Source organism: Variovorax sp. 10N420 (assembly GCF_056394705.1).
Genome location: NZ_JBFTIJ010000008.1, coordinates 154,024 through 175,180, shown reverse-complemented (window position 1 = coordinate 175,180; position 21,157 = coordinate 154,024). Strand labels below are relative to the sequence as shown.

Here is a 21,157-nt window from a genome sequence, read left to right as displayed (position 1 = left end):
CGCAGCCGCGCTCACGGCTGGAGTGGTGAAAAGCGGAGAGAACGAGGCCGCTGTGGGCCGCGAAGTACGAAGTTCGCCGGCGACGTCCCGTCAATAGACAGGCGCGCCAAAGGCCGCTGGCCGATAGCGTTGCTATGAATCACTGAAACTCCCTGAACCGATTTTTATGCGCGCATTCTAGCCACGGGTGTATCGCGGGGTAACAGCACAGGGAAGTCGTATAGGGTCTTTGACCTCCGCTTCGCGGGTCTGCCTCTTCAAAGGATGTGGCATTGGTAGGGCTCTCTGCCCGCTCGGCTTCGTTTTCGAGAATAATTCTCATTTTGTGAATTCGGAACTAGCGGGTGACCACAATGACCGGCGCGGCTTCGGCCGCAATCAGCCTCCATCAGCTTCCCAGCCGCCAATGGGCCACGGTGCTCGACGTGCTTCGTCCTGACTCGCCTGAAGACCGCGAACTGGTTTTGCGGCTCACCGAGATCGGGTTCGTTCCCGGCGAGGCGGTGTGCATCGTTGCCAACGGCGTGCCTGGGCGCGAACCGCTGGCGGTGCGACTCGGGCACACCACCTTCGCCTTGCGCCGCCATGAGGCTTCGCTTATCCGTGTGACACCTGGAGCCATCGGCCATGGTTGAGGCGACTCTGACATTCCAGCCCGGTGCTGCCGTTTCGACCAGCCCGCCGGAGCGCATCGCGCTTCTGGGCAATCCGAACTGCGGCAAGACGGCGTTGTTCAACCTGCTCACGGGAAGCCGCCAGAAAGTTGCCAATTACGCCGGCGTGACCGTCGAGCGCAAGGAAGGAACTCTGCGGACGGCGGCGGGCCGACGCGTTTTCGTGCTTGATTTGCCGGGGGCCTACAGCCTGAACGCGCTGTCAGCGGACGAAGCGGTCACTCGGGACGTCGTCACCGGCAAAAGCAAAGAGGCGCCTCCCGAGTTGCTGGTGTGCGTGACGGACGCAACGAACCTGCGCCTCAACCTGCGCCTCGTGCTCGAGGCCAAACGGCTGGGGCTGCCGATGGTCGTGGCGCTCAACATGACCGACATGGCCAGGAAGCAGGGCATCGTGATCGACAGCGCCGCTCTCGCTCGCGAACTCGGTGTGCCGGTGGTCGAGACGGTGGGCGTGCATAGCAAAGGCGCGCAGTACCTCATTGAAGCGCTCGACCGGCCGGTGGCCTTTGCGGCGCCGCGGCCCTGGCAGGCTCCGGGACTGGACGACGTGCTCGCGACGCAGCGCGAAGTGAGGCGCATCCTCTCCGTCGCCGTGCGCGAACCCGTCGGCAGCTTGGCGACCAGCGACCGCATCGATCGCATCGTGATGCATCCCCTGTGGGGCATGCTGGTGCTGGCCGTCACGATGTTCCTGATGTTCCAGGCCGTGTTCAGCTGGGCAGAGGTGCCGATGGACGCCATCAAGGATGGCACCACCGCATTGGGCGAATTCATCAAGCACTACGTGCCTGAAGGGATGCTCCAGAGTTTGCTGGTCGACGGCATCATCGCCGGCGTTGGCGGCGTGATCGTGTTCCTGCCGCAGATCCTGATCCTGTTCCTCTTCATCCTCGCGCTGGAAGATTCCGGCTATTTGCCGCGTGCTGCGTTCCTGCTCGACCGGGTGATGGGCACCGTCGGCTTGTCCGGTCGCTCTTTCATCCCGCTGCTGTCGAGCTTTGCCTGCGCCATCCCCGGTGTGATGGCCACGCGCACCATCACCAACTGGCGCGATCGAATCACCACGATCATGATCGCGCCGCTGATGACCTGTTCAGCGCGTTTGCCGGTCTATGCGTTGCTGATTGCTGCTTTCATTCCGGCGCGCACGGTCGGAGGCGTATTCAACCTCCAGGGCGTCGTGCTGTTTGCGCTGTACCTCTTCGGCATCGTTTCGGCGATGGCCGTGGCCTGGGTCATGAAGCGTTTTCGGGAGAACAAGCAGCATTCGCCGCTCATGATGGAGCTTCCGGCCTACCGCTGGCCCAATCTGCGGAATCTGGCGCTTGGGCTTTACGAACGCGCTTGGATCTTCGTCCAGCGCGTCGGGACGATTATCCTGACGCTCACGATCCTGCTGTGGTTCCTGTCGACCTTTCCGTCACCGCCAGATGGCGCAACGGGCCCGGCCATTCAGTACAGCCTGGCAGGGATGATCGGCCGCGCGCTCGAGCACATCTTCGCGCCGATCGGCTTCAACTGGCAGATCTCGATTGCGCTCGTGCCGGGCATGGCAGCGCGCGAAGTGGCCGTGGGTGCGCTGGGCACGGTCTATGCGCTTTCAGCGACCGGCGACGATGTGGCGGGCCAACTGGCTCCGCTGATCGCGGGGACTTGGTCGCTTGCGACGGCACTGTCGCTGCTGGTCTGGTATGTCTTTGCGCCCCAATGCATTTCGACGCTGGCGGCGGTCAAGCGGGAGACGGGTTCCTGGCGGTACGTATGGATCATGGCCGGCTACCTTTTCGGGCTCGCCTACATCGCGTGCTGGATCACCTATCGGGTCGCTTTGGCGCTCACAGGAGGATGAGATGACACAGCAAATCATCGTCGCGCTGATCGTCGCGCTCGCCGCGGTCTACGCCGTATGGCGCTGGATGCCCGCCAACTGGCGTCGGGCAGCCGCCGCCAAAGTGGCTGCCGGTTCACACCGGGCGGGGCTCGTCGATGCCGATCGTGCGCAGCAATTGGCGGCTTCGCTTGGCAAGACTTCCGGCTGCGGCTCCTGCGAGACCTGCGGCAGTTGTTCGGCAGCGGGCGCCAAGCCGCCCGAAGGAAGCGAATCGCACCTGGCCCGCTCCCGCTGAGAGCGCATGTCCGCTCACATCCTCATCGCGGGAGGAGGCATCGCGGGACTCGCGAGCGCGCTTGCGCTCGGGAGGCGGCGCCATCGGATCGATTTGCTCGAGCAAGCCGTGGCGTTCGGCGAAATCGGTGCCGGGATCCAACTCAGTCCCAACGTGACGCGCCGCCTTCAGGCGCTCGGCGTGTCCGAGGGTCTGATGCGTATCGCAGCGCGGCCCGACGCTCTCGTCGTCCGGAGCGCCGTCGCGGGCAAGGAGATCGCCCGACTGCCACTCGGCAATGCCATGCTGCACAACTATGCGGCGCCCTATCTCTGTGCCCACCGGGCCGATCTCCACGCGGTGCTGCTGGCCGCGGTGCGTGGAAGTGGCGCCGTTACGCTGACGACCGGCGCACGGGTCACGGAAGTGATCGCGCGCGGCGATACCGTTTGTATGGTGAGCGCTGACGCTCGGGTTTGGGAAGGCGATGGGGTGATCGGCGCCGATGGCCTCTGGAGCACCGTGCGCCCTTGTCTCTTCGAGGACGCCATGCCACCGCGTGCGACCGGTCACACCGCTTGGCGCGCAATGGTCACGCAGTCGGCATTGCCCGCGGCGCTGCGCAGCACGCACGTCAGTGTGTGGCTCGGACCTCGTCTGCACGCGGTGGCTTACCCGGTCAGACGGGGCGAGGCGCTCAACGTGGTCGTGCTCGCCGAAGCGGCCCCGGTCGGTGATGCACGCGATTGGGATCAAGCCACGAGCCTTTCTGCCCTGCAACATGCGACCGGACGGACCTGCAGTGAGCTGCAGGCCTTGCTCGAAGCTGTACCTTCATGGCGGGCATGGACGCTCAACGATCGGCCTCCGCTCACCAGTCCTCAGCAGATGGCCGCTGAGCGTATCGCCTTGGCCGGAGATGCCGCGCACCCGATGCTGCCCTATCTGGCGCAGGGCGCTGGCATGGCGATCGAAGATGCGGTCGCGCTCGCTGATGCCCTCGACGGCGGCACCGCTGCTGAAGTGCCCGCGGCCTTCGCACGCTACGCCAGCGCGCGTTGGGAACGCAACGCCAACGTCCAGGCACGGGCTCGGCGCAATGGAGAGATCTTTCATGCGACGGGCCTCATGCGCGTCGGACGGGATGCGGCATTGCGTCTGCTCGGCGCAAAGCTGCTCGATGTGCCCTGGCTCTACGACGCTTGATTCAGAGGCTGAAGCTCTGCAGATGGTCGACTCGTTTGGCGAGACCGATCGGACCAAGATAGTGAGTCAATCTGCCTGCTTGTACCTCGACCAGAGAGGATTCGAGTTCGGCCAGCATGCCGTCCCGGACCGTGGCGTACGCGGCAGGAAGATCGTCATGCTGGCGTCCGTACGCCTCGGCGATCAGACGCGCGGCCGCAGGTGCTCCGCAGGCCACGCATTCGGCGATGGCCGTGGGGGTGGGCTCGGCGCCATGTGACAGTAGCAGTTCGACGAGCTCAGGGGAGACGGCGCTGTCGATGTAGTCCAGTGCATCGTGTGCCACCGGTGCGCCTGCGCGCACCAGGGCCGCGGCCGCTGCGTGGGCGCCGTGACTGAGCGCCAGGTCCGTGGCGATCGCGCTGCCCGCCAGTGGTCCGTCGAGCGCCACACCGTTGGCGACCAGTTTCTCGACGAGAGATGCGTCATCGGTGGCAACTGCATGGCGCAACGCGATGCGGGAGAGGGCGCCATTCCGGGCCAGCGAACCGTCTGCGAGCGCGCCTTGCCAGTCGACCATCGCCTGCCGATAGAAATCAATCAGCTTGTCCATCAATTCGATCGACAGGGCGTGGTCCTCGTGCCTTTCGTCGAGGTATTCGATGAGTGTCTGCCCGGTGAAATATTCGCCTGCGGGTTTGAGCGGATCTTCGTCGAGATGCAATGCTTCGAAGGCCGCGGACAGATCATGGGCGACGGTGGTCATTCCGTCTTCATGCATCTCGTGCGCCCAGGCTGAAGGCAGCCCTTGCTTCCAGGCAAGGACGTGGCCATAGTCCGGTCCGGACTCCACGACCGCATAGACCCGGTCACAGTATTCGAAGCCGCCGAAAGGCAGCAGGGTCAGCTTTCCGTCCCACGTGTCGTCGCTTTCAGCGGCGGCTTGCTTTGCGCCCTCGAGTTCGTGGTCGATCCACCCCTGCAGGTCATGGTAGGTGTCGCTGCCATTCCAGAAGAGTTCGCTCCAGTTGAAGGACTCCTCGTTGCCGTTCATGCGCAGGTGCAAGTCGTAGTCGAGGCGCCCGCCGGCCGTTGCTCGCCAGAGCGAAAGAAGTTCTGGAGGAAGCGGGCCGGCGCAGACCGCCTGCACCGCAGCGATCTGCTCGGCCGACATCGGCGGCTGCGCGTCGAAGATCACGCGCTTCGCGAAGAGAACAATTCCATGCGATCGCAACTGGGCGAGTTCGTCGTCATTGAACATGGGCAGCCTCCATTTTCTTGTGTCACAGGTCCGTTCGCAGCTTCCAGATTTCGGGGAAGAGCACCACGTCGAGCATCTTGCGCAGATAGCTTACGCCGCCGGTGCCGCCCGTGCCACGTTTGAATCCGATCACGCGCTCGACCGTGGTCACATGCCTGAAGCGCCAAAGCCGGAAGGCGTCTTCGAGGTCCGTGAGTTCTTCTCCGAGCTGGTAGAGATCCCAGTGATCCTTCGGATCGCGGTAGATGGTGAGCCAGGCCTGTTCGACACCGTCGCTGGTTTCGTAGGGACGCGACCAGTCACGTTCGAGATGATCAGCCGGTACCTCGATGCCGCGGCGGGCCAATAGGCGCAGCGCCTCATCGTAGAGAGACGGCGAACGCCAGGCGTGCTCCACTTCCGCCAGGAGGTCCGCGCGATGCTCGTGCGGCTTGAGCATGGCGGCATTCTTGTTGCCGAGCGCAAATTCAATACATCGATACTGCCAGCTCTGGAAGCCGCTGGAGTTCCCGAGGTAAGGGCGCATCGCGCTGTACTCGGGCGGCGTCATCGTCGCCAGCACGTCCCAGGCATGCACCAGTTGCTCCATGATGCGTGACACGCGCGCCAGCATCTTGAAGGCACTCGACAGATCGTCCTCCGCGATCCGGCGAATGGCGGCGCGCAATTCGTGCAGCATGAGCTTCATCCATAGCTCGCTGGTCTGATGCTGCACGATGAAAAGCAGCTCGTCGTGAGCCGGCGATCGCGGATGCTGCGCAGTCAGAATCGCGTCAAGGCTCAGATAGTCGGTGTAGCTCATCGACGCACTGAAGTCGAGCTGCGCCTTTTCATCATGGACGATTTTTTCGGTGCTCATTGGCAGGTCCTCAGGTCACTGCGAGCTTCTGGTTGAACTCGGGTCGTTTCCATTCCTCGCGCTCGACCACCTGAACGATGTGTTCCACCGCATTCCACACGTCTTCAAAGCCCAGGTAAAGCGGCGTGAACCCAAAGCGGAGGATGTCCGGCATCTGCGAATCTCCTGCCCGGAAGTCACCGATGACGCCGCGCGCAATCAGCGCCTGGACGATCGCGTAGGCGCCGGGACCGCCGTCGCTGAGCGCGAGGCACACCTGCGAGCCGCGCAACAGGTGATCGCGCGGCGTGATGAGTGAGAAGCGGCCTGGGCAGCGTGCTTCGACCAGCGCAATGAAGGCGTCGGTGAGAGCCAGCGATTTTCGGCGCAGCACGGCCATGCTTCCCAAACCGCCCGAGAAAGAGTCTGCGGCGAGGACCGTGTCGAGGCCGCATTCCAGAGCCACCAGCGCAATGATCGGCTGCGTGCCGCAAAGATAGCGCGCCACCCCTGCAGCGGGCCGGTAGTGCGGCGTGAACTCGAATGGCGCAGCGTGTCCCCACCAGCCCGACAGCGGCTGCTGAAACTGGCTGGCATGCCGGGCATGAACCCATACGAACGCGGGCGCGCCAGGGCCCCCGTTCAGGTACTTGTAGCCGCAGCCGATCGCGTAGTCCGCATTGCTGTCGTTCAATGCCACTGGCACTGCCCCGGCGCTGTGCGCGAGGTCCCAGACGGTGAGTGCCCCGACCGCATGAGCCGCGGTCGTGACAGCCTCCATGTCATGCATGGCGCCGGTGCGGTAGTTGACGTGGGTGAGCATCAGCACCGCGACCTCGTCGGTGAGTGCCGTGGACAGTTCGCTCACATCGACCAGCCGAAGCGAGAAGCCGCGCTCGCGGCAAAGCGACTCGGCGATGTACAGATCGGTCGGGAAATTGCTGCGTTCGCTGAGCACCACGCGTCGCTTGTCGTTCCCGCCAGTTGCCGCCTCGCGAGCCTGAAGCACTTGGCTGAGCGCGGCGAAAAGCACTTTGTAGAGGTTGATCGATGTGCTGTCGGTGCAGACGACTTCGCCTGGCGAGGCGCCAATCAGCCGTGCCACCTTGTCGCCGAGCCGCTGCGGCAGATCGAACCAGCCGGCGCTGTTCCATGACCGGATGAGCCCCTCGCCCCATTCCTGGGCGATCACGGCCGCAATGCGCTCAGGCACGGCCTTGGGCAGCACGCCCAGTGAATTGCCGTCCAGGTAGATCACGCCTTCGGGGAGGATGAACTGGTTGCGCAAAGGCGCGAGCGTGTCCTGCGCATCGAGTCGGCGGCAGTCGTCGAGTGTCATGGTTGTTTTCGTTGAAGTTCGCGCAACACGGCGCGAACGGGAGAAGCATCTGCGCTCACGAGCTTGAGCGGCAGGGCGATGAGTTCATAGTCCCCTTCGGGGACATGGTCGAGCACCAGGTTCTCGAGCACGCGAAGGCCGAGCCGGCGGATGACCTGATGGCTTTCAAGTGTCTTGCTGGCTGCAGGATCGATGCTGGCCGTGTCGATCCCGATCAGTTTCACGCCCATGGCGGCCAGGCGTTCGATCGCGGCGGGGTCGTACGCTGCAAGACCCTCGTCCCACTCGGCGGGTGAACGTTCGTAGGTGCGCACCAGCACGCGCGGGGGCAGTCCTTCGACCGAATGAACGAGGTGCCGCCATTCGATCAGTGGCCCGCAGTTGATTGCATGAATGACGCGGCAGGGACCCAGGTACGTGGAGAGGTCCACGTTGCCGATGGTCTCCCCGGCAGGGTCGTAGTGAAGCGGCGCGTCGGCATGCGCACCCACGTGCGGAGACAGCGTGATCTCGCTGACGTTGACCGGGCAGCCCGGCGAAATGGTCGCCGCCCAGCGTTGACGATAGGGCGTGTCGCCGGGAAACACCGGCGCCGCGTCGTGCACCGGCGGCGAGATATCCCAGAGTCTTTGGTTCATGGCGCGAAGTTAGCGCCGTGGGCGAAGTCGTGGTGTCGGTTATTTGCAACACCAGGCAACCTGGGAAGCTACACCCGGCCGAGCAGGAGGTATTCCATCAAGGCCTTCTGCACGTGCATGCGGTTCTCAGCCTCTTCCCAGACGACGGATTGCGGACCGTCGATCACATCGGCTTCGACTTCTTCGCCGCGGTGTGCCGGCAGGCAGTGCATGAACAGGGCGTCCGCTTGTGCCACGCGCATCATTTCCGAGTCCACGCACCAGTCGGCAAAGGCGGCGCGACGTGCCTCGTTTTCGGCCTCGTAGCCCATGCTGGTCCACACGTCGGTGGTCACCAAGTCCGCGCCGCGGCAGGCTTCCATCGGATCCGTGAAAACCTTGTAGCTGTCGGAGGACCGAATGCCCGCGATCGATTGGTCGACTTCATAGCCGCTCGGCGTGCTCACGTGGACCGTGAAGCCCAGGATTTCACTGGCCTGCAGCCACGTATTGGCCATGTTGTTGCCGTCGCCCACCCACGCCACCGTTTTGCCCGCAATGGAGCCGCGATGCTCGATGAAAGTGAAAATGTCGGCCAGGATCTGGCACGGATGGAACTCGTTGGTCAGGCCATTGATCACCGGCACGCGCGAGTGCGCGGCGAAAGCTTCGAGCTTGGTTTGCTCGAAGGTTCGGATCATCACCAGGTCGACCATGCGGCTGATGACCTTGGCGCTGTCCTCGATGGGTTCGGCGCGGCCCAACTGGCTGTCGCCCGTGGTGAGGTGCACCACGCTGCCGCCCAACTGGTACATGCCCGCTTCGAAGCTGACCCGCGTGCGGGTCGACGCCTTCTCGAAGATCATGGCCATCGTCCGATCGACGAGCGGCTGATGCTTTTCGTAGGCCTTGAACTTCTTCTTGATCAGCGCGGCACGCGCAAGCACGTACTCGTAGTCTTGCGCAGTGAAATCCGAAAACTGCAGGTAATGCTTGATGATGGCCTGGTAGCTCATGGGTGAGGCTCCCCGAGAAAGGTTTTGACCAGCGGCGCCAGAATCGCAACGATCTCGTCCGCTTCGGCCACGCTGAGAATCAGCGGCGGCACGAGACGAATCACGTTGTCAGCCGTGACGCTCAAAAGCAGACCGGCTTCGCACGCGCGGTTGAGAATGACGCCACAGGGCCTGTCGAGCTCGATGCCCAGCATCAGCCCTTGACCGCGGATCTCCGTCACGCCAGGTACAGCGCCCAATTCCCGTTCAAGCGCCGCCTTCAGGTGCGCGCCGACTTTGGCAGCGTTTTCCAGAAGTTTGTGCTCTTCCATGATGCGGATCGTCTCGACCCCGGCACGCATCGCAAGCGGGTTGCCACCGAACGTCGTGCCGTGGTTGCCAGGACCGAAGATGTGAGCGGCGCGCGGGCCCGCGACGACGGCGCCGATCGGCACCCCTGAGCCCAGCCCTTTGGCTAGCGGCATCACGTCAGGCTTGATGCCAGCCCATTGGTGGGCGAACCACTTGCCCGTGCGCCCCATTCCGCACTGCACTTCGTCGATCATCATTAGCCAGTCGCGCTCATCGCAAAGCTGGCGAACCTGGCGCAGGTATTCCCAACGCATGGGATGAATACCGCCTTCGCCCTGGATGGTTTCGAAAAACACCGCCACGACGTTCGGATTGCCCTCCGTGGCCTTCTTGAGCGCATCGATGTCATTGAGCGGAACACGAATGAAGCCCTCGACCAGTGGCCCGAAGCCTTTTTGCACCTTCGGATTGCCGGTGGCGGACAGCGTCGCGATGCTGCGGCCATGGAAGGCGGCCTCGTAAACGACGATTTCAGGACGTTCGATGCCTTTGTCGTGCCCGAACTTGCGCGCCAGCTTGAGCGCGGCCTCGTTGGCCTCGAGGCCGGTCGAGCAAAAAAACGCGTTGGTGAGCCCCGAGAGCTCCGTCAGCTTGGCCGCAAGTTGTTCCTGGCCGGGGACGTAGTAATAGTTGGAACTGTGGATCAGCTTCGAGATCTGGTCCTGAAGTGCTGGCACCAGCTCAGGATGGTTGTGACCCAGCGTGTTGACCGCAATGCCCCCAAGGCCGTCGAGATACGCACGCCCTTCGGTGTCCCACACTCGGCATCCTTGGCCGTGCGACAAAGCGATCGGCAGGCGGCCATAGGTGTTCATGACATGGGGCGAGGAGGGGGCGGCGGTGGCGCTCATGCGTATCTCCGGAAAAGGGAACGCGAATTCTAGGCGTGCGGTTTGATGGCTTCAGTGAGGATTGCGCATCACAGCAATTCCCTTGCGCGTGTCACTCGGGGGACCCCCGGATAGAATCGTTGTGCGGCGCAGCAGAGCCTGTGCATTCACTCCCGCCAACCCGATGGTTTCTCCCAACGCCAAAGAAGTTTTCATCCAGGGCATCACTCAAGATGGCCGGACGTTTCGCCCGAGTGACTGGGCGGAACGCCTGGCGGGCGTGATGTGCTCGTTTCGGCCGGGCGGTCCGCAACCTGGAAGCCATCTCACCTATTCGCCGTGGTGCGTGCCGACCGTCATCAATGGTGTGAAGTGCGTCGTGGTCAATCGCGCACTGCGTGACGCTGAACCCATGGCTTGGGACTTCTGCCTGAATTTCGCACGGGACAACAACCTTCAGGTTGCCGAAGCGTGCCTCGTGCCGGATGCTTTGCCTGAGGCCATTGCAAGGCCAGCGCCAGCCGAGAAGAAGTAGACGTTCGAGAATGAACCGCCCATGAAAAAACCGCCCGAAGGCGGTTTTTTTACTTTGCTGCAGCGCACCCCGATCAAACGGCGGACCAGCGAACCAGTCCGGGCTGTTTGCCTGAAAACGTCAGGCGGCGGCCTTTTCAGGGGCGAGAGCCAGGTTCTTGACCTTGGCCGCGAGGCGGCTCTTGTCGCGAGCGGCCTTGTTCTTGTGGAAGATGCCCTTGTCGGCGACGGTGTCGACAACGCTCTGGGCCTTCGCGAAGAGTTCCGCTGCCTTGGTCTTGTCGCCGGCCAGGACGGCCTTTTCGACATTCTTCACAGCGGTGCGGTATTTGGAACGCAGCGAAGTGTTCGCAGCGTTGAGCTTGACGTCCTGGCGGACGCGTTTACGGCCCGACGCAAGGCGCGGGTTCTTTTTCTTGGGCTTGGTAGATGCCACGGTGATATTCCTTGAGTGTCTGGGGATGATGCAGCAAAGCCTTCCATTATAGGCGAGCGGCTGAGACTCGTCCTATTCCATTCAGAGAACGCGCGTGGGCACATACACTTCCGCCTCGTGTCCCTTTTCAAATCCGCCTCCACCGTCTCGCTGCTGACCCTCGCTTCCCGAGTGACAGGCCTCATCCGAGACGTCCTGATGACCTCGGTATTCGGCGTCAGCGCCATGACCGACGCCTTCTACGTCGCTTTCCGCATCCCCAATCTGTTTCGCAGGGTATTTGGGGAGGGGGCCTTCAGCCAAGCCTTCGTGCCGGTTCTTGCGGCGTGCAAGACCGAGCACGGCGACGAGGGCGCCAAAAATCTGATCGACCACGTGGCGACGCTGCTGGCCTGGACCCTTGTCATTGTGTGCCTGCTCGGCGTGGTCGCGGCACCCGTGATGGTGTGGGCGATGGCCAGCGGGCTCAAACAAACTGCAAACGGCTTCGATGCCGCAGTCGTCATGACGCGGTGGATGTTCCCGTACATCGGCTTCATGTCGCTGGTCGCATTGGCCGGTGGCGTACTCAACACTTGGCGGAAGTTCGCCGTGCCAGCGGCCTCGCCCGTCCTGTTGAACGTGGCGCTGATACTGTCGATCGTGGTCGGCGCGCCGTGGTTCAGGCGGATCGGCATAGAGCCGATCTACGCGCAATGCATCGGCGTGATGGTCGGAGGCGCGCTGCAACTGGCACTCCAGGTGCCCGCCTTGCGCGGGCTCGGCATGATGCCGCGAATCGGCGCTAGCGCCAGTGCGGTCCGTGCTGCATGGAATGACCCGACCACACGCAAAATCACTAAGCTGATGCTGCCCGCGCTGATCGGCGTGAGCGTCGCGCAGATCTCATTGCTCATCAATACCCAGATCGCCTCCCACCTCGCGACCGGTAGCGTCACTTGGGTCACCAACGCCGATCGGCTGATGGAGTTTCCCACTGCCATGCTGGGCGTCGCTTTGGGCGTCGTGCTCATGCCGCAACTCGCCGGCGCTCGCGCTGCCAAGGACGACGCGCGCTATTCGTCCATGCTGGACTGGGGCCTTCGCCTCGTGGTTTTGCTTTCGGCCCCCTGTGCGCTGGCGCTGCTGGTTTTTTCGCAGCCGCTGGTTGCCGTCCTCTTTCACAACGGCGCTTTCAGCGAAACCGACGTGCAGCGCACCACGGCCGCGCTCATGGGCTATGGCGTCGGGCTGATCGGCTTGGTGGCGATCAAGGTTCTCGCGCCCGGCTATTACGCCAAGCACGACATGCGCACGCCCATGTTGATCGCAGTCGGTGTGCTGGTGCTGACTCAGGCGCTGAACTTCGTACTGGTGCCGCTCCTGCAGCACGCGGCGCTCACACTCACGATCGGCATCGGCGCACTCGTCAACGCGATGTGGCTGCTGATCGGATTAATCCGGCGGGGCAGCTACAAGCCTGAGCCCGGCTGGGGCAAGTTCCTGCTGCAGGTGGTCATCGGCACCGCTGTGCTCTCGGTCCTCCTGATCTGGGGTGCGCAGCACTTCGACTGGATCGCCATGCGGGCGGAGCGTCTGCAGCGAATCGGGCTTCTCGCGGCGTTGATCGCGGGCGCTGCCGCTCTTTATTTCGCAGTTTTAGCAGCGGTCGGTCTCAAGCTGCGGAGTTTTATCCGCCATTGAACGGCACGCCTTGACGGTCCCCCCGCGCTCCTCTACAAAGACACATGACGTTCAGCTTCTCGGCGCCCACGGCGCTCGAATATTTCGATTCGCTCGTCCGGAGCGATGAGGAATTTCCACTGCTCGAGGCAGCGGCGAGCCTTGCGCAGGACGAATACCCAGAACTCGACGTTCAGCAAGTCCTCGGCGACGTCGATCAACTCCTGGCGCGTCTCAAGCGGCGCCTGCCAGCCGATGCGGCGCCGCTGCACCGATTGCGGGCGCTCAACCAGTTCTTTTTTCACGACCTGAATTTCGGCGGCAACGTCAACGACTACTACGACCCTGACAACAGCTATCTCAATGCTGTCTTGCGGACTCGGCGCGGTATTCCGATATCGCTGGCGGTCCTCTGGATGGAATTGGCGCACGGCCTTGGCCTCCAGGCGCGGGGAGTCGGCTTTCCCGGCCATTTCATGCTGAAGGTCACCTTGCCCAAAGGTCAGGTCGTCATCGATCCCTTCACGGGAAAATCACTTTCCCGCGAAGAACTGAGCGAGCGCCTCGAGCCTTACAAGCGGAGCAACGGCCTCGTCGGCGACTTCGACGTGCCGCTGGGCCTTTATCTCCAGCCGGCAACGCCGCGAGAAATCATCGGACGCATGCTGCGGAACCTTAAGGAGATCCATCATGCCCAGGAAGACTGGCAGCGCGCGATTGCCGTGCAGGATCGGCTGATCGCGCTGCTTCCGGAGGCGTGGGCCGAGCATCGCGACCGCGGCCTCGCGCATGCCGAACAAGGCAATCACGCGCTGGCAGTGCGCGATCTGGAGACGTATCTCGCGCACGCCGAAGATGCGCTCGATATCGATGCCATCGCCGAACGTGTCGCTGCACTGCGTCGCGCGGAGAACTGATGGAATCGACACCGCCCGTGGCCGCCGACCTCGGCACGCTGCATGAATTCCATGGCGTTCAACCGGTGCTTCCGGTGGCGGACGCCGCGCGGGCGGCGCGCTATTTTCGAGACGTGCTTGGCTTCGAACTTGATTTCATTGCCGGCGAGCCGCCAAGCTACGCCCGAGTGAAGAAGGGTGATCGAACTTACGGCGATCCGGTGTACATCCGCCTTTGGCAATGCAGCGGACGCGATGTCATGCCATGGCGTGGCGAAATCGTGATTCACGTGGGGCGCGACATCGATGGACTGCACGCCGCGTATGTGCGGCGCGGTGTGGTCGTGCTGGAGCCGCCGACATCCCAGCCCTGGGGTTTGCGCGAATTTGCGATCCGCGAGCCTGACGGCCATGTCTTGCGGTTCTGCGGCTATCTCTGATCCGCTGAAATGCAAGGGGGCAAAGGTTCGCGTCAGGCTATACCAGCCCCGCCACCTTCAGCTCTTTCTTCAGATAGGCATAGAAGAGCGGCGCAGCCACCAGACCGGCGGGGCCAAATACCGCTTCCGCCACGAACATGACGGCGAGCAATTCCCAGACTGCCATCTGCGTGCGGCTTCCAACCACCTTCGCATTGATCAGGTATTCAGCCTTGTGGATGAGGATCAGAAATGCGAGGCATGCCAGCGCCACGATGGGTGAAACCGAAAGCCCCACCAGCGTGATGACGGTATTGCAGATGAGATTGCCGACGATAGGCACCAGGCCTGCAACAAAGGTCAAGGTGACGAGTGCGGGCGTGTAGGGCAGCTGCATTTCCCAAAGCGGCAGCAGGAACAGCAAAAAAATGGCCGTCAGGAAGGTGTTGAAGGCCGCGATCCAGAACTGCGCGGCCACGATTTGCCCAAAGGCCTCGCCGAACAGAATGATGCGGAGTCTGAGCTGGCGCGCCAGCGGCCGCTTCGACGGAGTCTGATTGGCGATGGCGGCCAATGCGCCAACGATCAGGCCAACATACGCGAACAGCAAACCGCCCAGCCAGGCACGGCCGGTCAGCGCGAGCGATCCGGCCTGGGTACGCAGATAGCCGGCAATGATGCGCTGCACCTCCACGGCGCCTTCGGGCAGATAGACGGCCATTTCGGGGGGAAGCTTGAGCCGGAGTTCCAGCACGGTGCGGGCAACGAAGTCGAGCAACTCTTGATACTGCTGTGGCGCATTCAGCACGAACTCGCGAGCTTCGGCGAACCCGAGCGTGAGCAGGCCGATCGGCGCAAGCATCACCGCTGTCGCTGCGGCAATCCTCGGAAACGGCGGCGTCACGGCCCAGGCGGGATCGTTCGCGCTCAATTTTCGCGATCTCCGAAGGCTCGCGTACAGCACACGCGCGATCCATCGCGTGGCAAGGAACCCGATGCAGACGCACAGCAGACCAGGCAGGAGTCCCTGCCACATGACGAGCAGCAAAGCCCCGGCGATCAGCAGGTAGCTGGCCGCGATCAGCGCACGCGACGGGGCGGCAGTGGGCTCGATCACGCGTCGCAGGCTGCTCAGCCGACGACGACGGCCGCGCCGGAACCGCGCTCGGCGATCACGCCGATTTCGTGCACGGTCTCGCCTTCCGCGCGCAGCGTCGCCGCGCAGGCGGCAGCGTTGGCAGCGTCGATCACGACCACCATGCCGATCCCGTTGTTGAAGGTGCGGTTCATTTCAACGTCGTCGATGCCTGCGATCTTCTGCAACCAGGCAAAGAGTTCGGTCTGCGGCCAGCTCCCCTTGCGGAGGTGAGCGGCTGTGCCATCGGGCAGCACGCGCGGAATGTTCTCCAGCAGGCCTCCACCCGTGATGTGCGCCAGCGCCTTAATTGGGTGTTTCGCGAGTGCCGCCAGCACAGGCTTCACGTAGAGGTGGGTAGGCGCCATCACAGCCTCGCGGAACGGCCTTCCATCGAGCGTGGCGGGCAGAGCGTCGCCAGCGCGTTCGATGACCTTGCGCACCAGGCTGAAGCCATTGGAATGCACGCCTGCCGAGGCGAGCCCCAGTACCACGTCACCAAGCTTCACGTTTTGGCCGGTGAGGATCAGCGACTTCTCGACCGCGCCGACGGCAAATCCGGCCAGATCGTACTCGCCAGCCGGGTACATGCCGGGCATTTCAGCCGTCTCTCCCCCGATGAGGGCGCAGCCGCTGAGTTCACAGCCGCGTGCAATCCCTCCGACAACTGCCGCCGCCGTGTCGACGTCCAGCTTGCCGCAGGCGAAATAATCGAGAAAGAAAAGGGGCTCGGCACCTTGCACCAGCACGTCATTGACGCTCATGGCCACGAGGTCGATGCCGACCGTGTCATGCATGTTCCATTCGAAGGCGAGCTTGAGCTTGGTGCCCACACCGTCGGTGCCGCTCACGAGCACGGGTTCCTTGTAGCGCTTGGGCACTTCGAAGAGGGCGCCAAAACCCCCGATTCCTGCCAGCACGCCCTCGCGCATCGTCTTCCTGGCGAGCGGCTTGATGCGGTCGACCAACGCGTCGCCAGCGTCGATGTCGACGCCTGCATCCTTGTAGCTGAGCGGGGTGGAGGAGTTGGGATTCATGGGCGGAGGCCGGGCTGAGGAAGGGAAGGCGGAAGGAAGAGGAGGACAATGACGCCGGCAAGCGATGCGGGCGGGCCGATAGAATTCGCGACGATTTTAAGGGTGCTCATTGGCCATCTTCCGGGCTGGTCATTCCGTCTCTCCGTGTATTTGCGCCGTCCCTATCGGAAAAGGGCAAAACGTCTCCCGGCAGTCGCGCGGCGCGCTGCCCTGACTTATGAATCTTTTTTTCGTGTCCTTCGCGTCACCTCAACCGCTCGCTGCAGTCGCGGCATGAAGCAACTCGCGCTCGACATCGGCATTGCAACCGGCCCGACACTGGACGGTTTCTTCGCTGGACCGAACGAACCGGCGTTGCGGCACTTGAAGCTGTGGGTGGGTGACGCGCAAGTGCCGACGGTCCATTCGCCTGTGCCGACCTATCTCTGGGGCGACAGTGGAAGCGGCAAGACGCACTTGCTCGAAGCCGTCCGGGCAGCCCTCAAGAACCAGGGTGCAAGCGCCGGTTGGCTGCATCCCGGCGTGACCGATCCTCCTGAGTTCGACGAGCGCTGGGGTGCGGTGGTGTTGGACGACGTGCATCTCTATACCGCTGTGCAACAGCATGTGGCCTTCAACTGGTTCGTCAATGCTCAGAGCCTGCAGCGCGGGGTGGTGGCCGCAGGTGCGGTGCCGCCGGCCGACCTCCCGTTGCGCGAGGATCTGCGTACGCGACTCGGCTGGGGCCATGTGTTCCACTTGCAGGTCCTGAGCGAGACCGAGCGTCGCGCGGTGCTGCGGCAGGCCGCTGACAGCCGTGGCGTGATGCTTTCCGACGAAGTCCTCGACTACATGCTGCATCGCTTCAGTCGTGACCTCGGGAGCCTGATGGAACTGCTCACACAGCTCGACGGCTACGCCCTGCAAACGCAGCGCGCGATCACGATCCCGCTGATTCGGTCGATGCTCGAAAATGAATGAGGCGCATCGCGCGCCGAAACCTTCCTTCCAATGATCAAGAAATTCATCGACAAACTCCTCGGCAAGTCCGGCGGCGGCTCATCCAACGGCAAGGCTCGTTTCGGCAAGCGCCAGGAGGTTGCCGCCTCGGTGCACGGCATCGATCCGGCCTTGGTCGATGAGCGGGCCAAGAACGTCGTCACCACACTCCAGGGCGCAGGCTTCGAGGCTTACGTGGTGGGCGGGGCGGTTCGCGACCTGCTGCTTGGTTTGCGGCCGAAGGACTTCGACGTTGCAACCAACGCAACGCCGGAGCAGGTCAAGAGCCTGTTCCGTCGCGCCTTCATCATCGGGCGGCGGTTTCGCATCGTCCACGTGGTGTACGGACGCGGACGCGAGCACGAGGTGATCGAAGTCTCCACATTCCGCGCATACATGGACAGCACGGGCGCCGAGCAGGTCGCCGGCAACGAGCGCACCAGCAAGGGCGAACTCGCCGGAATGAAGCACGCTGTCGACGCCAGCGGCCGCGTCTTGCGCGACAACGTGTGGGGCCCGCAGGAAGAAGACGCTGCGCGACGCGACTTCACCGTCAACGCGATGTATTACGACCCGGCCAGCCAGATCGTCGTCGACTATCACAACGGCATCCGCGACGCCAAGAAGCTCACGCTGCGCATGATCGGCGATCCGATCACGCGCTACCGCGAAGACCCGGTGCGCATCATTCGTGCAATCCGGTTCTCGGCCAAGCTGGCTGCTCTCGGTTTCAAGCTCGAACCCAAGACCGCCGCGCCCCTGATCGAGTCGAGCCGCCTTCTCGCGGACGTGCCGCAAAGCCGGCTGTTCGACGAAATGCTCAAGCTGCTGCAGACGGGCCATGCGGTCGCGACCATCGCGCAACTGCGTGCGCTCGGCCTCTCGACAGGCATCTACCCTTTGCTCGACATCGTCGTCGAACGCGCCGACCAGCCGTTCGTCAAAGCCGCCTTGCAGGACACGGATCGCCGCGTGGGCGAAGGCAAACCCGTGGCGCCGAGTTTCCTGCTCGCGTGCGTGCTGTGGGCCGATGTGCGTGACGGATGGGCGCAGCGCCAGCAGGGCCAACACGGTCAGCGGCCGCAAGCGCCGTTTCCTGCCTTGCAGGACGCGATCGACGACGTCTTCAATGCACGCATCGGCGACGTCTCCGGCCGCGGCAAACTCGCGGCCGACATGCGCGAGATCTGGATGATGCAGCCTCGGTTCGACAAGCGCATCGGCGCCACGCCATACAGCTTGGTGGAACAAGCGCGATTCCGAGCAGCCTTCGATTTCATGCGACTGCGCGCGGACGTCGGCGAAGTGGGGGAGGCGATCGCCGAATGGTGGCAGGAATTCAGCACCGCCGACGACGTGCGGCGGCAGGACTTGATGGATCAGGTCCGAGACGAACAGCAGAAGAAGGCCCGACAGCGCATCCCGGCGCGCACTCCCGCCAGTGGCTCCTCCGGGCATCAGGCGGCATTGCCGGCTGCCGAAGCCGACTCCGCGCTCCCGCCCGATGGCGAAATTGCTACGGAGCCGCGAAAGCGCCGGCGTCGGCGCAAGCCGCGCAGCGGCGGCGAAGCAGCGAGCGCAGCCGCCGAATGACCGTCCGCGCCTACGTCGCGATCGGCGCCAATCTCGGCGATGCGCGGGCCGCCGTGTTGCGCGCAGCGTCAGACCTGGACGAATTGCCCGAAACGCGGGTGACTGCGCGCTCGTCGCTCTACCGGAGCGAACCCGTCGACGCAGGCGGCCCAGACTTCATCAATGCAGTCGTTGAACTGGATACAGGCCTGGAACCGCACGCCCTGTTGGACGAACTCCATCGGCTCGAAACCCGTGCCGGACGCGAACGCCCCTACCAGAACGCGCCGCGGACCCTCGACCTCGATCTCTTGCGTCACGGTGAGACCGTCATGAACACCGCAACGCTCACCCTTCCTCATCCGCGCATGGCAGAGCGTGCATTCGTCCTCCTGCCCCTGGCGGAAATCGCGCCGGACCAAGTCACAAGAGCCCAGATCCAGCGGGTGGCTGATCAGCGGATAGAACGCCTCTGACCGTCGGCGTCAGCCCTGCCCATTACACTTGCGCGGATTTTTCACGATGGCGTCACGCGCATATGCTGTGACGGCGCGAACCCAGGAGACCGCCATGTTCGGCAAGCTGCTGCCCCGCGAGGGGAATTTCTTCGAGATGTTCAACCAACACGCCGATCGCATCGTCGAAGCGGCGCGTGCCTTCGAGCAGCTGGTAGCAAACTACAACGATCTGCACCTGCGCGAGCAGTACAACCGTGACGTCGACAACGCTGAGCGCGCCGCCGACCGCGTGACCCACGACGTCAACCGGCTGATTCACAAGACCTTCATCACGCCGATCGACCGCGAGCAGATCCATAAGCTGATCAACACGATGGACGATGTGGCGGACCTGATACAGGATTCCGCTGAGACCATGGCGCTCTACGACGTGCGCCACATGACGGAAGAGATTACCCGTCTCACCGCATTGAGCGTCAAATGCTGCGAAAGGGTGAAGGACGCAGTCAAGTTCCTGGGCAAGATCACCGACCCAGCCACAGCCGAAGCCACACTCAAGACCTGCGAGGAAATCGATCGGCTGGAATCGGATGCGGATCGGGTGATGCGCAGCGCAATGAGCAAACTCTTCCGCGAAGAACCGGATGTGCGCGAGGTCATCAAGCTGAAGGCCATCTACGAATTGCTCGAGACGATCACAGACAAGTGCGAAGACGTCGCCAACGTGATCGAGGGCATCGTCCTCGAGAATTCCTGAGATCGCGGGATTCGAATGGCAACGGTTCAGGTCGCCCTTTGGGTGGTAGTTGTGCTGGTCGTTCTGGCCATCGCTTTCGATTTCATGAACGGGTTCCACGACGCGGCGAATTCCATTGCCACCGTCGTGTCGACCGGCGTGCTCAAGCCGGGTCAGGCGGTCGTGTTTGCGGCGTTTTTCAACCTCGTCGCTATTTTTGTGTTCCACCTCAGCGTGGCGGCAACCATTGGCAAGGGGATCGTGCAGCCGGGTGTTGTGGATGTGCACGTGGTCTTCGGCGCACTGGTCGGCGCGATCAGCTGGAATCTCGTCACCTGGTACTACGGTATTCCGAGTAGCTCTTCGCATGCACTCATTGGTGGCATCGTGGGCGCAGTCATCGCCAAGGCAGGCTCGGGCGCGCTGATCGCCGCTGGCATCTGGAAGACAGTGGCGTTCATCTTCGTTTCGCCACTGCTTGGGTTTCTGCTCGGGTCATTGATGATGATCGTCGTGGCGTGGGCCTTCAGGCGATCGACGCCGTCTCGGGTCGACCGCTGGTTCCGAAGGCTGCAACTCGTCTCGGCAGGTGCCTACAGCCTCGGCCACGGTGGTAACGATGCACAAAAGACGATTGGCATCATCTGGATGCTACTGATTGCGACCGGCTATGCAGCCGCGGACGCCGAGTTGCCGCCGACATGGACGATCGTGTCCTGCTATGCAGCTATTTCGCTAGGCACGATGTTCGGCGGCTGGCGCATCGTCAAGACCATGGGCCAGAAGATCACCAAACTCAAGCCGGTAGGCGGATTTTGCGCCGAGACCGGGGGAGCGCTGACGCTGTTCCTGGCAACGGCGCTCGGGATTCCGGTGTCGACAACGCACACCATCACCGGTGCGATCGTCGGTGTGGGATCAGCGCAGCGCGCCAGCGCTGTGCGCTGGGGCGTGGCAGGCAATATCGTCTGGGCTTGGATCTTCACGATCCCCGCGTCGGCATTCGTCGCGGCAATTGCTTATTGGATCGGCATCCAGATTTTTTGAGGCCCAGCGCTCGACTTGACCTACCCGG

The 21,157-nt window shown here is 63.2% G+C and carries 22 protein-coding genes; 13 read left to right on the top strand and 9 right to left on the bottom strand.

What is annotated here, in order from left to right; all coding sequences use genetic code 11:
• Window positions 1–353 precede the first annotated feature (353 nt).
• The 4 genes from AC1DEK_RS21200 to AC1DEK_RS21185 are packed head-to-tail and all read left to right on the top strand — an operon-like array spanning window position 354 to window position 3,988.
• Window positions 354–635: a FeoA family protein gene (locus AC1DEK_RS21200; protein ID WP_478127367.1), complete on the top strand. Its 282-nt coding sequence runs from the start codon at window positions 354–356 to the stop codon at window positions 633–635.
• The gene (feoB, locus tag AC1DEK_RS21195; protein WP_478127252.1) at window positions 628–2,526 is read left to right on the top strand and encodes a ferrous iron transport protein B; all 1,899 of its coding nucleotides are present in this window, start codon (window positions 628–630) and stop codon (window positions 2,524–2,526) included. Before AC1DEK_RS21200 ends, feoB begins: the two co-directional genes overlap by 8 nt.
• Window position 2,527: 1 nt before the next feature.
• Window positions 2,528–2,803: a DUF6587 family protein gene (locus AC1DEK_RS21190; protein ID WP_478127251.1), complete on the top strand. Its 276-nt coding sequence runs from the start codon at window positions 2,528–2,530 to the stop codon at window positions 2,801–2,803.
• 6 nt (window positions 2,804–2,809) lie between these two features.
• Complete coding sequence (locus tag AC1DEK_RS21185; protein WP_478127250.1) at window positions 2,810–3,988, top strand: FAD-dependent monooxygenase; 1,179 nt, start codon at window positions 2,810–2,812, stop codon at window positions 3,986–3,988.
• Between the two features lies 1 nt (window position 3,989).
• Here the strand turns inward: AC1DEK_RS21185 and AC1DEK_RS21180 are convergent, their stop codons facing one another.
• The 6 genes from AC1DEK_RS21180 to AC1DEK_RS21155 all read right to left on the bottom strand — a co-directional run bounded on the left by AC1DEK_RS21180 (window position 3,990) and on the right by AC1DEK_RS21155 (window position 10,240).
• Window positions 3,990–5,228 carry an SMI1/KNR4 family protein gene (locus AC1DEK_RS21180; protein WP_478127249.1) on the bottom strand — a complete coding sequence of 413 codons (1,239 nt, stop codon included), beginning with the start codon at window positions 5,226–5,228 and terminating at the stop codon, window positions 3,990–3,992.
• Window positions 5,229–5,250: 22 nt separating this feature from the next.
• Entirely contained in the window at window positions 5,251–6,087 is an 837-nt protein-coding gene (kynA, locus tag AC1DEK_RS21175) for a tryptophan 2,3-dioxygenase (RefSeq protein ID WP_478127248.1), read from the bottom strand.
• A 10-nt stretch (window positions 6,088–6,097) separates the two neighbouring features.
• Window positions 6,098–7,405, bottom strand: coding sequence for a kynureninase (gene kynU / locus AC1DEK_RS21170; RefSeq protein WP_478127247.1), 1,308 nt, complete (start codon window positions 7,403–7,405; stop codon window positions 6,098–6,100).
• Window positions 7,402–8,043, bottom strand: coding sequence for an arylformamidase (kynB, locus tag AC1DEK_RS21165; protein ID WP_478127246.1), 642 nt, complete (start codon window positions 8,041–8,043; stop codon window positions 7,402–7,404). Before kynB ends, kynU begins: the two co-directional genes overlap by 4 nt.
• A gap of 68 nt (window positions 8,044–8,111) precedes the next feature.
• The gene (gene argF, locus AC1DEK_RS21160; protein ID WP_478127245.1) at window positions 8,112–9,038 is read right to left on the bottom strand and encodes an ornithine carbamoyltransferase; all 927 of its coding nucleotides are present in this window, start codon (window positions 9,036–9,038) and stop codon (window positions 8,112–8,114) included.
• The gene (locus tag AC1DEK_RS21155) at window positions 9,035–10,240 is read right to left on the bottom strand and encodes an acetylornithine/succinylornithine family transaminase (RefSeq protein WP_478127244.1); all 1,206 of its coding nucleotides are present in this window, start codon (window positions 10,238–10,240) and stop codon (window positions 9,035–9,037) included. The genes argF and AC1DEK_RS21155 overlap by 4 nt, the downstream gene beginning before the upstream one ends.
• A gap of 163 nt (window positions 10,241–10,403) precedes the next feature.
• Between AC1DEK_RS21155 and AC1DEK_RS21150 the strand changes: the two genes are divergently transcribed.
• Window positions 10,404–10,754: a DUF3579 domain-containing protein gene (locus tag AC1DEK_RS21150; protein ID WP_478127243.1), complete on the top strand. Its 351-nt coding sequence runs from the start codon at window positions 10,404–10,406 to the stop codon at window positions 10,752–10,754.
• 120 nt (window positions 10,755–10,874) lie between these two features.
• On the opposite strand, the gene rpsT is transcribed toward AC1DEK_RS21150, so the two are convergent.
• Window positions 10,875–11,189, bottom strand: a complete 315-nt coding sequence (gene rpsT, locus AC1DEK_RS21145; RefSeq protein ID WP_478100514.1) for a 30S ribosomal protein S20 — start codon at window positions 11,187–11,189, stop codon at window positions 10,875–10,877.
• A gap of 117 nt (window positions 11,190–11,306) precedes the next feature.
• Here rpsT and murJ point away from each other — a divergent pair, with 117 nt between their 5' ends.
• Genes murJ through AC1DEK_RS21130 form a run of 3 tightly spaced genes read left to right on the top strand, consistent with a single transcriptional unit; the run spans window position 11,307 to window position 14,187 of the window.
• A complete protein-coding gene (gene murJ / locus AC1DEK_RS21140) occupies window positions 11,307–12,872 on the top strand; it encodes a murein biosynthesis integral membrane protein MurJ (RefSeq protein ID WP_478127242.1) in 1,566 nt (521 codons plus the stop codon).
• A gap of 44 nt (window positions 12,873–12,916) precedes the next feature.
• On the top strand, window positions 12,917–13,768 hold the full coding sequence (locus AC1DEK_RS21135; protein ID WP_478127241.1) for a SirB1 family protein: 852 nt from the start codon (window positions 12,917–12,919) through the stop codon (window positions 13,766–13,768).
• Window positions 13,768–14,187 carry a bleomycin resistance protein gene (locus AC1DEK_RS21130; RefSeq protein WP_478127240.1) on the top strand — a complete coding sequence of 140 codons (420 nt, stop codon included), beginning with the start codon at window positions 13,768–13,770 and terminating at the stop codon, window positions 14,185–14,187. The genes AC1DEK_RS21135 and AC1DEK_RS21130 overlap by 1 nt, the downstream gene beginning before the upstream one ends.
• 37 nt (window positions 14,188–14,224) lie before the next feature.
• Here AC1DEK_RS21130 and AC1DEK_RS21125 read toward each other — a convergent pair whose 3' ends face one another.
• Both AC1DEK_RS21125 and purM read right to left on the bottom strand, forming a co-directional pair.
• Window positions 14,225–15,283 carry an AI-2E family transporter gene (locus AC1DEK_RS21125; RefSeq protein WP_478127239.1) on the bottom strand — a complete coding sequence of 353 codons (1,059 nt, stop codon included), beginning with the start codon at window positions 15,281–15,283 and terminating at the stop codon, window positions 14,225–14,227.
• A 14-nt stretch (window positions 15,284–15,297) separates the two neighbouring features.
• Window positions 15,298–16,338, bottom strand: a complete 1,041-nt coding sequence (purM, locus tag AC1DEK_RS21120; protein ID WP_478127238.1) for a phosphoribosylformylglycinamidine cyclo-ligase — start codon at window positions 16,336–16,338, stop codon at window positions 15,298–15,300.
• A 273-nt stretch (window positions 16,339–16,611) separates the two neighbouring features.
• Here purM and hda point away from each other — a divergent pair, with 273 nt between their 5' ends.
• From hda to AC1DEK_RS21095, 5 genes are all read left to right on the top strand, one after another.
• Entirely contained in the window at window positions 16,612–17,298 is a 687-nt protein-coding gene (gene hda, locus AC1DEK_RS21115; protein ID WP_478127237.1) for a DnaA regulatory inactivator Hda, read from the top strand.
• Between the two features lie 30 nt (window positions 17,299–17,328).
• Window positions 17,329–18,909, top strand: a complete 1,581-nt coding sequence (gene pcnB / locus AC1DEK_RS21110) for a polynucleotide adenylyltransferase PcnB (protein ID WP_478127236.1) — start codon at window positions 17,329–17,331, stop codon at window positions 18,907–18,909.
• Window positions 18,906–19,364 (top strand): 2-amino-4-hydroxy-6-hydroxymethyldihydropteridine diphosphokinase, encoded by a 459-nt coding sequence (folK, locus tag AC1DEK_RS21105; RefSeq protein ID WP_478127235.1) that lies wholly within the window; start codon window positions 18,906–18,908, stop codon window positions 19,362–19,364. The genes pcnB and folK overlap by 4 nt, the downstream gene beginning before the upstream one ends.
• 94 nt (window positions 19,365–19,458) lie before the next feature.
• Window positions 19,459–20,103: a DUF47 domain-containing protein gene (locus AC1DEK_RS21100; RefSeq protein WP_478127234.1), complete on the top strand. Its 645-nt coding sequence runs from the start codon at window positions 19,459–19,461 to the stop codon at window positions 20,101–20,103.
• A gap of 15 nt (window positions 20,104–20,118) precedes the next feature.
• On the top strand, window positions 20,119–21,129 hold the full coding sequence (locus tag AC1DEK_RS21095) for an inorganic phosphate transporter (RefSeq protein WP_478127233.1): 1,011 nt from the start codon (window positions 20,119–20,121) through the stop codon (window positions 21,127–21,129).
• Window positions 21,130–21,157 lie beyond the last annotated feature (28 nt).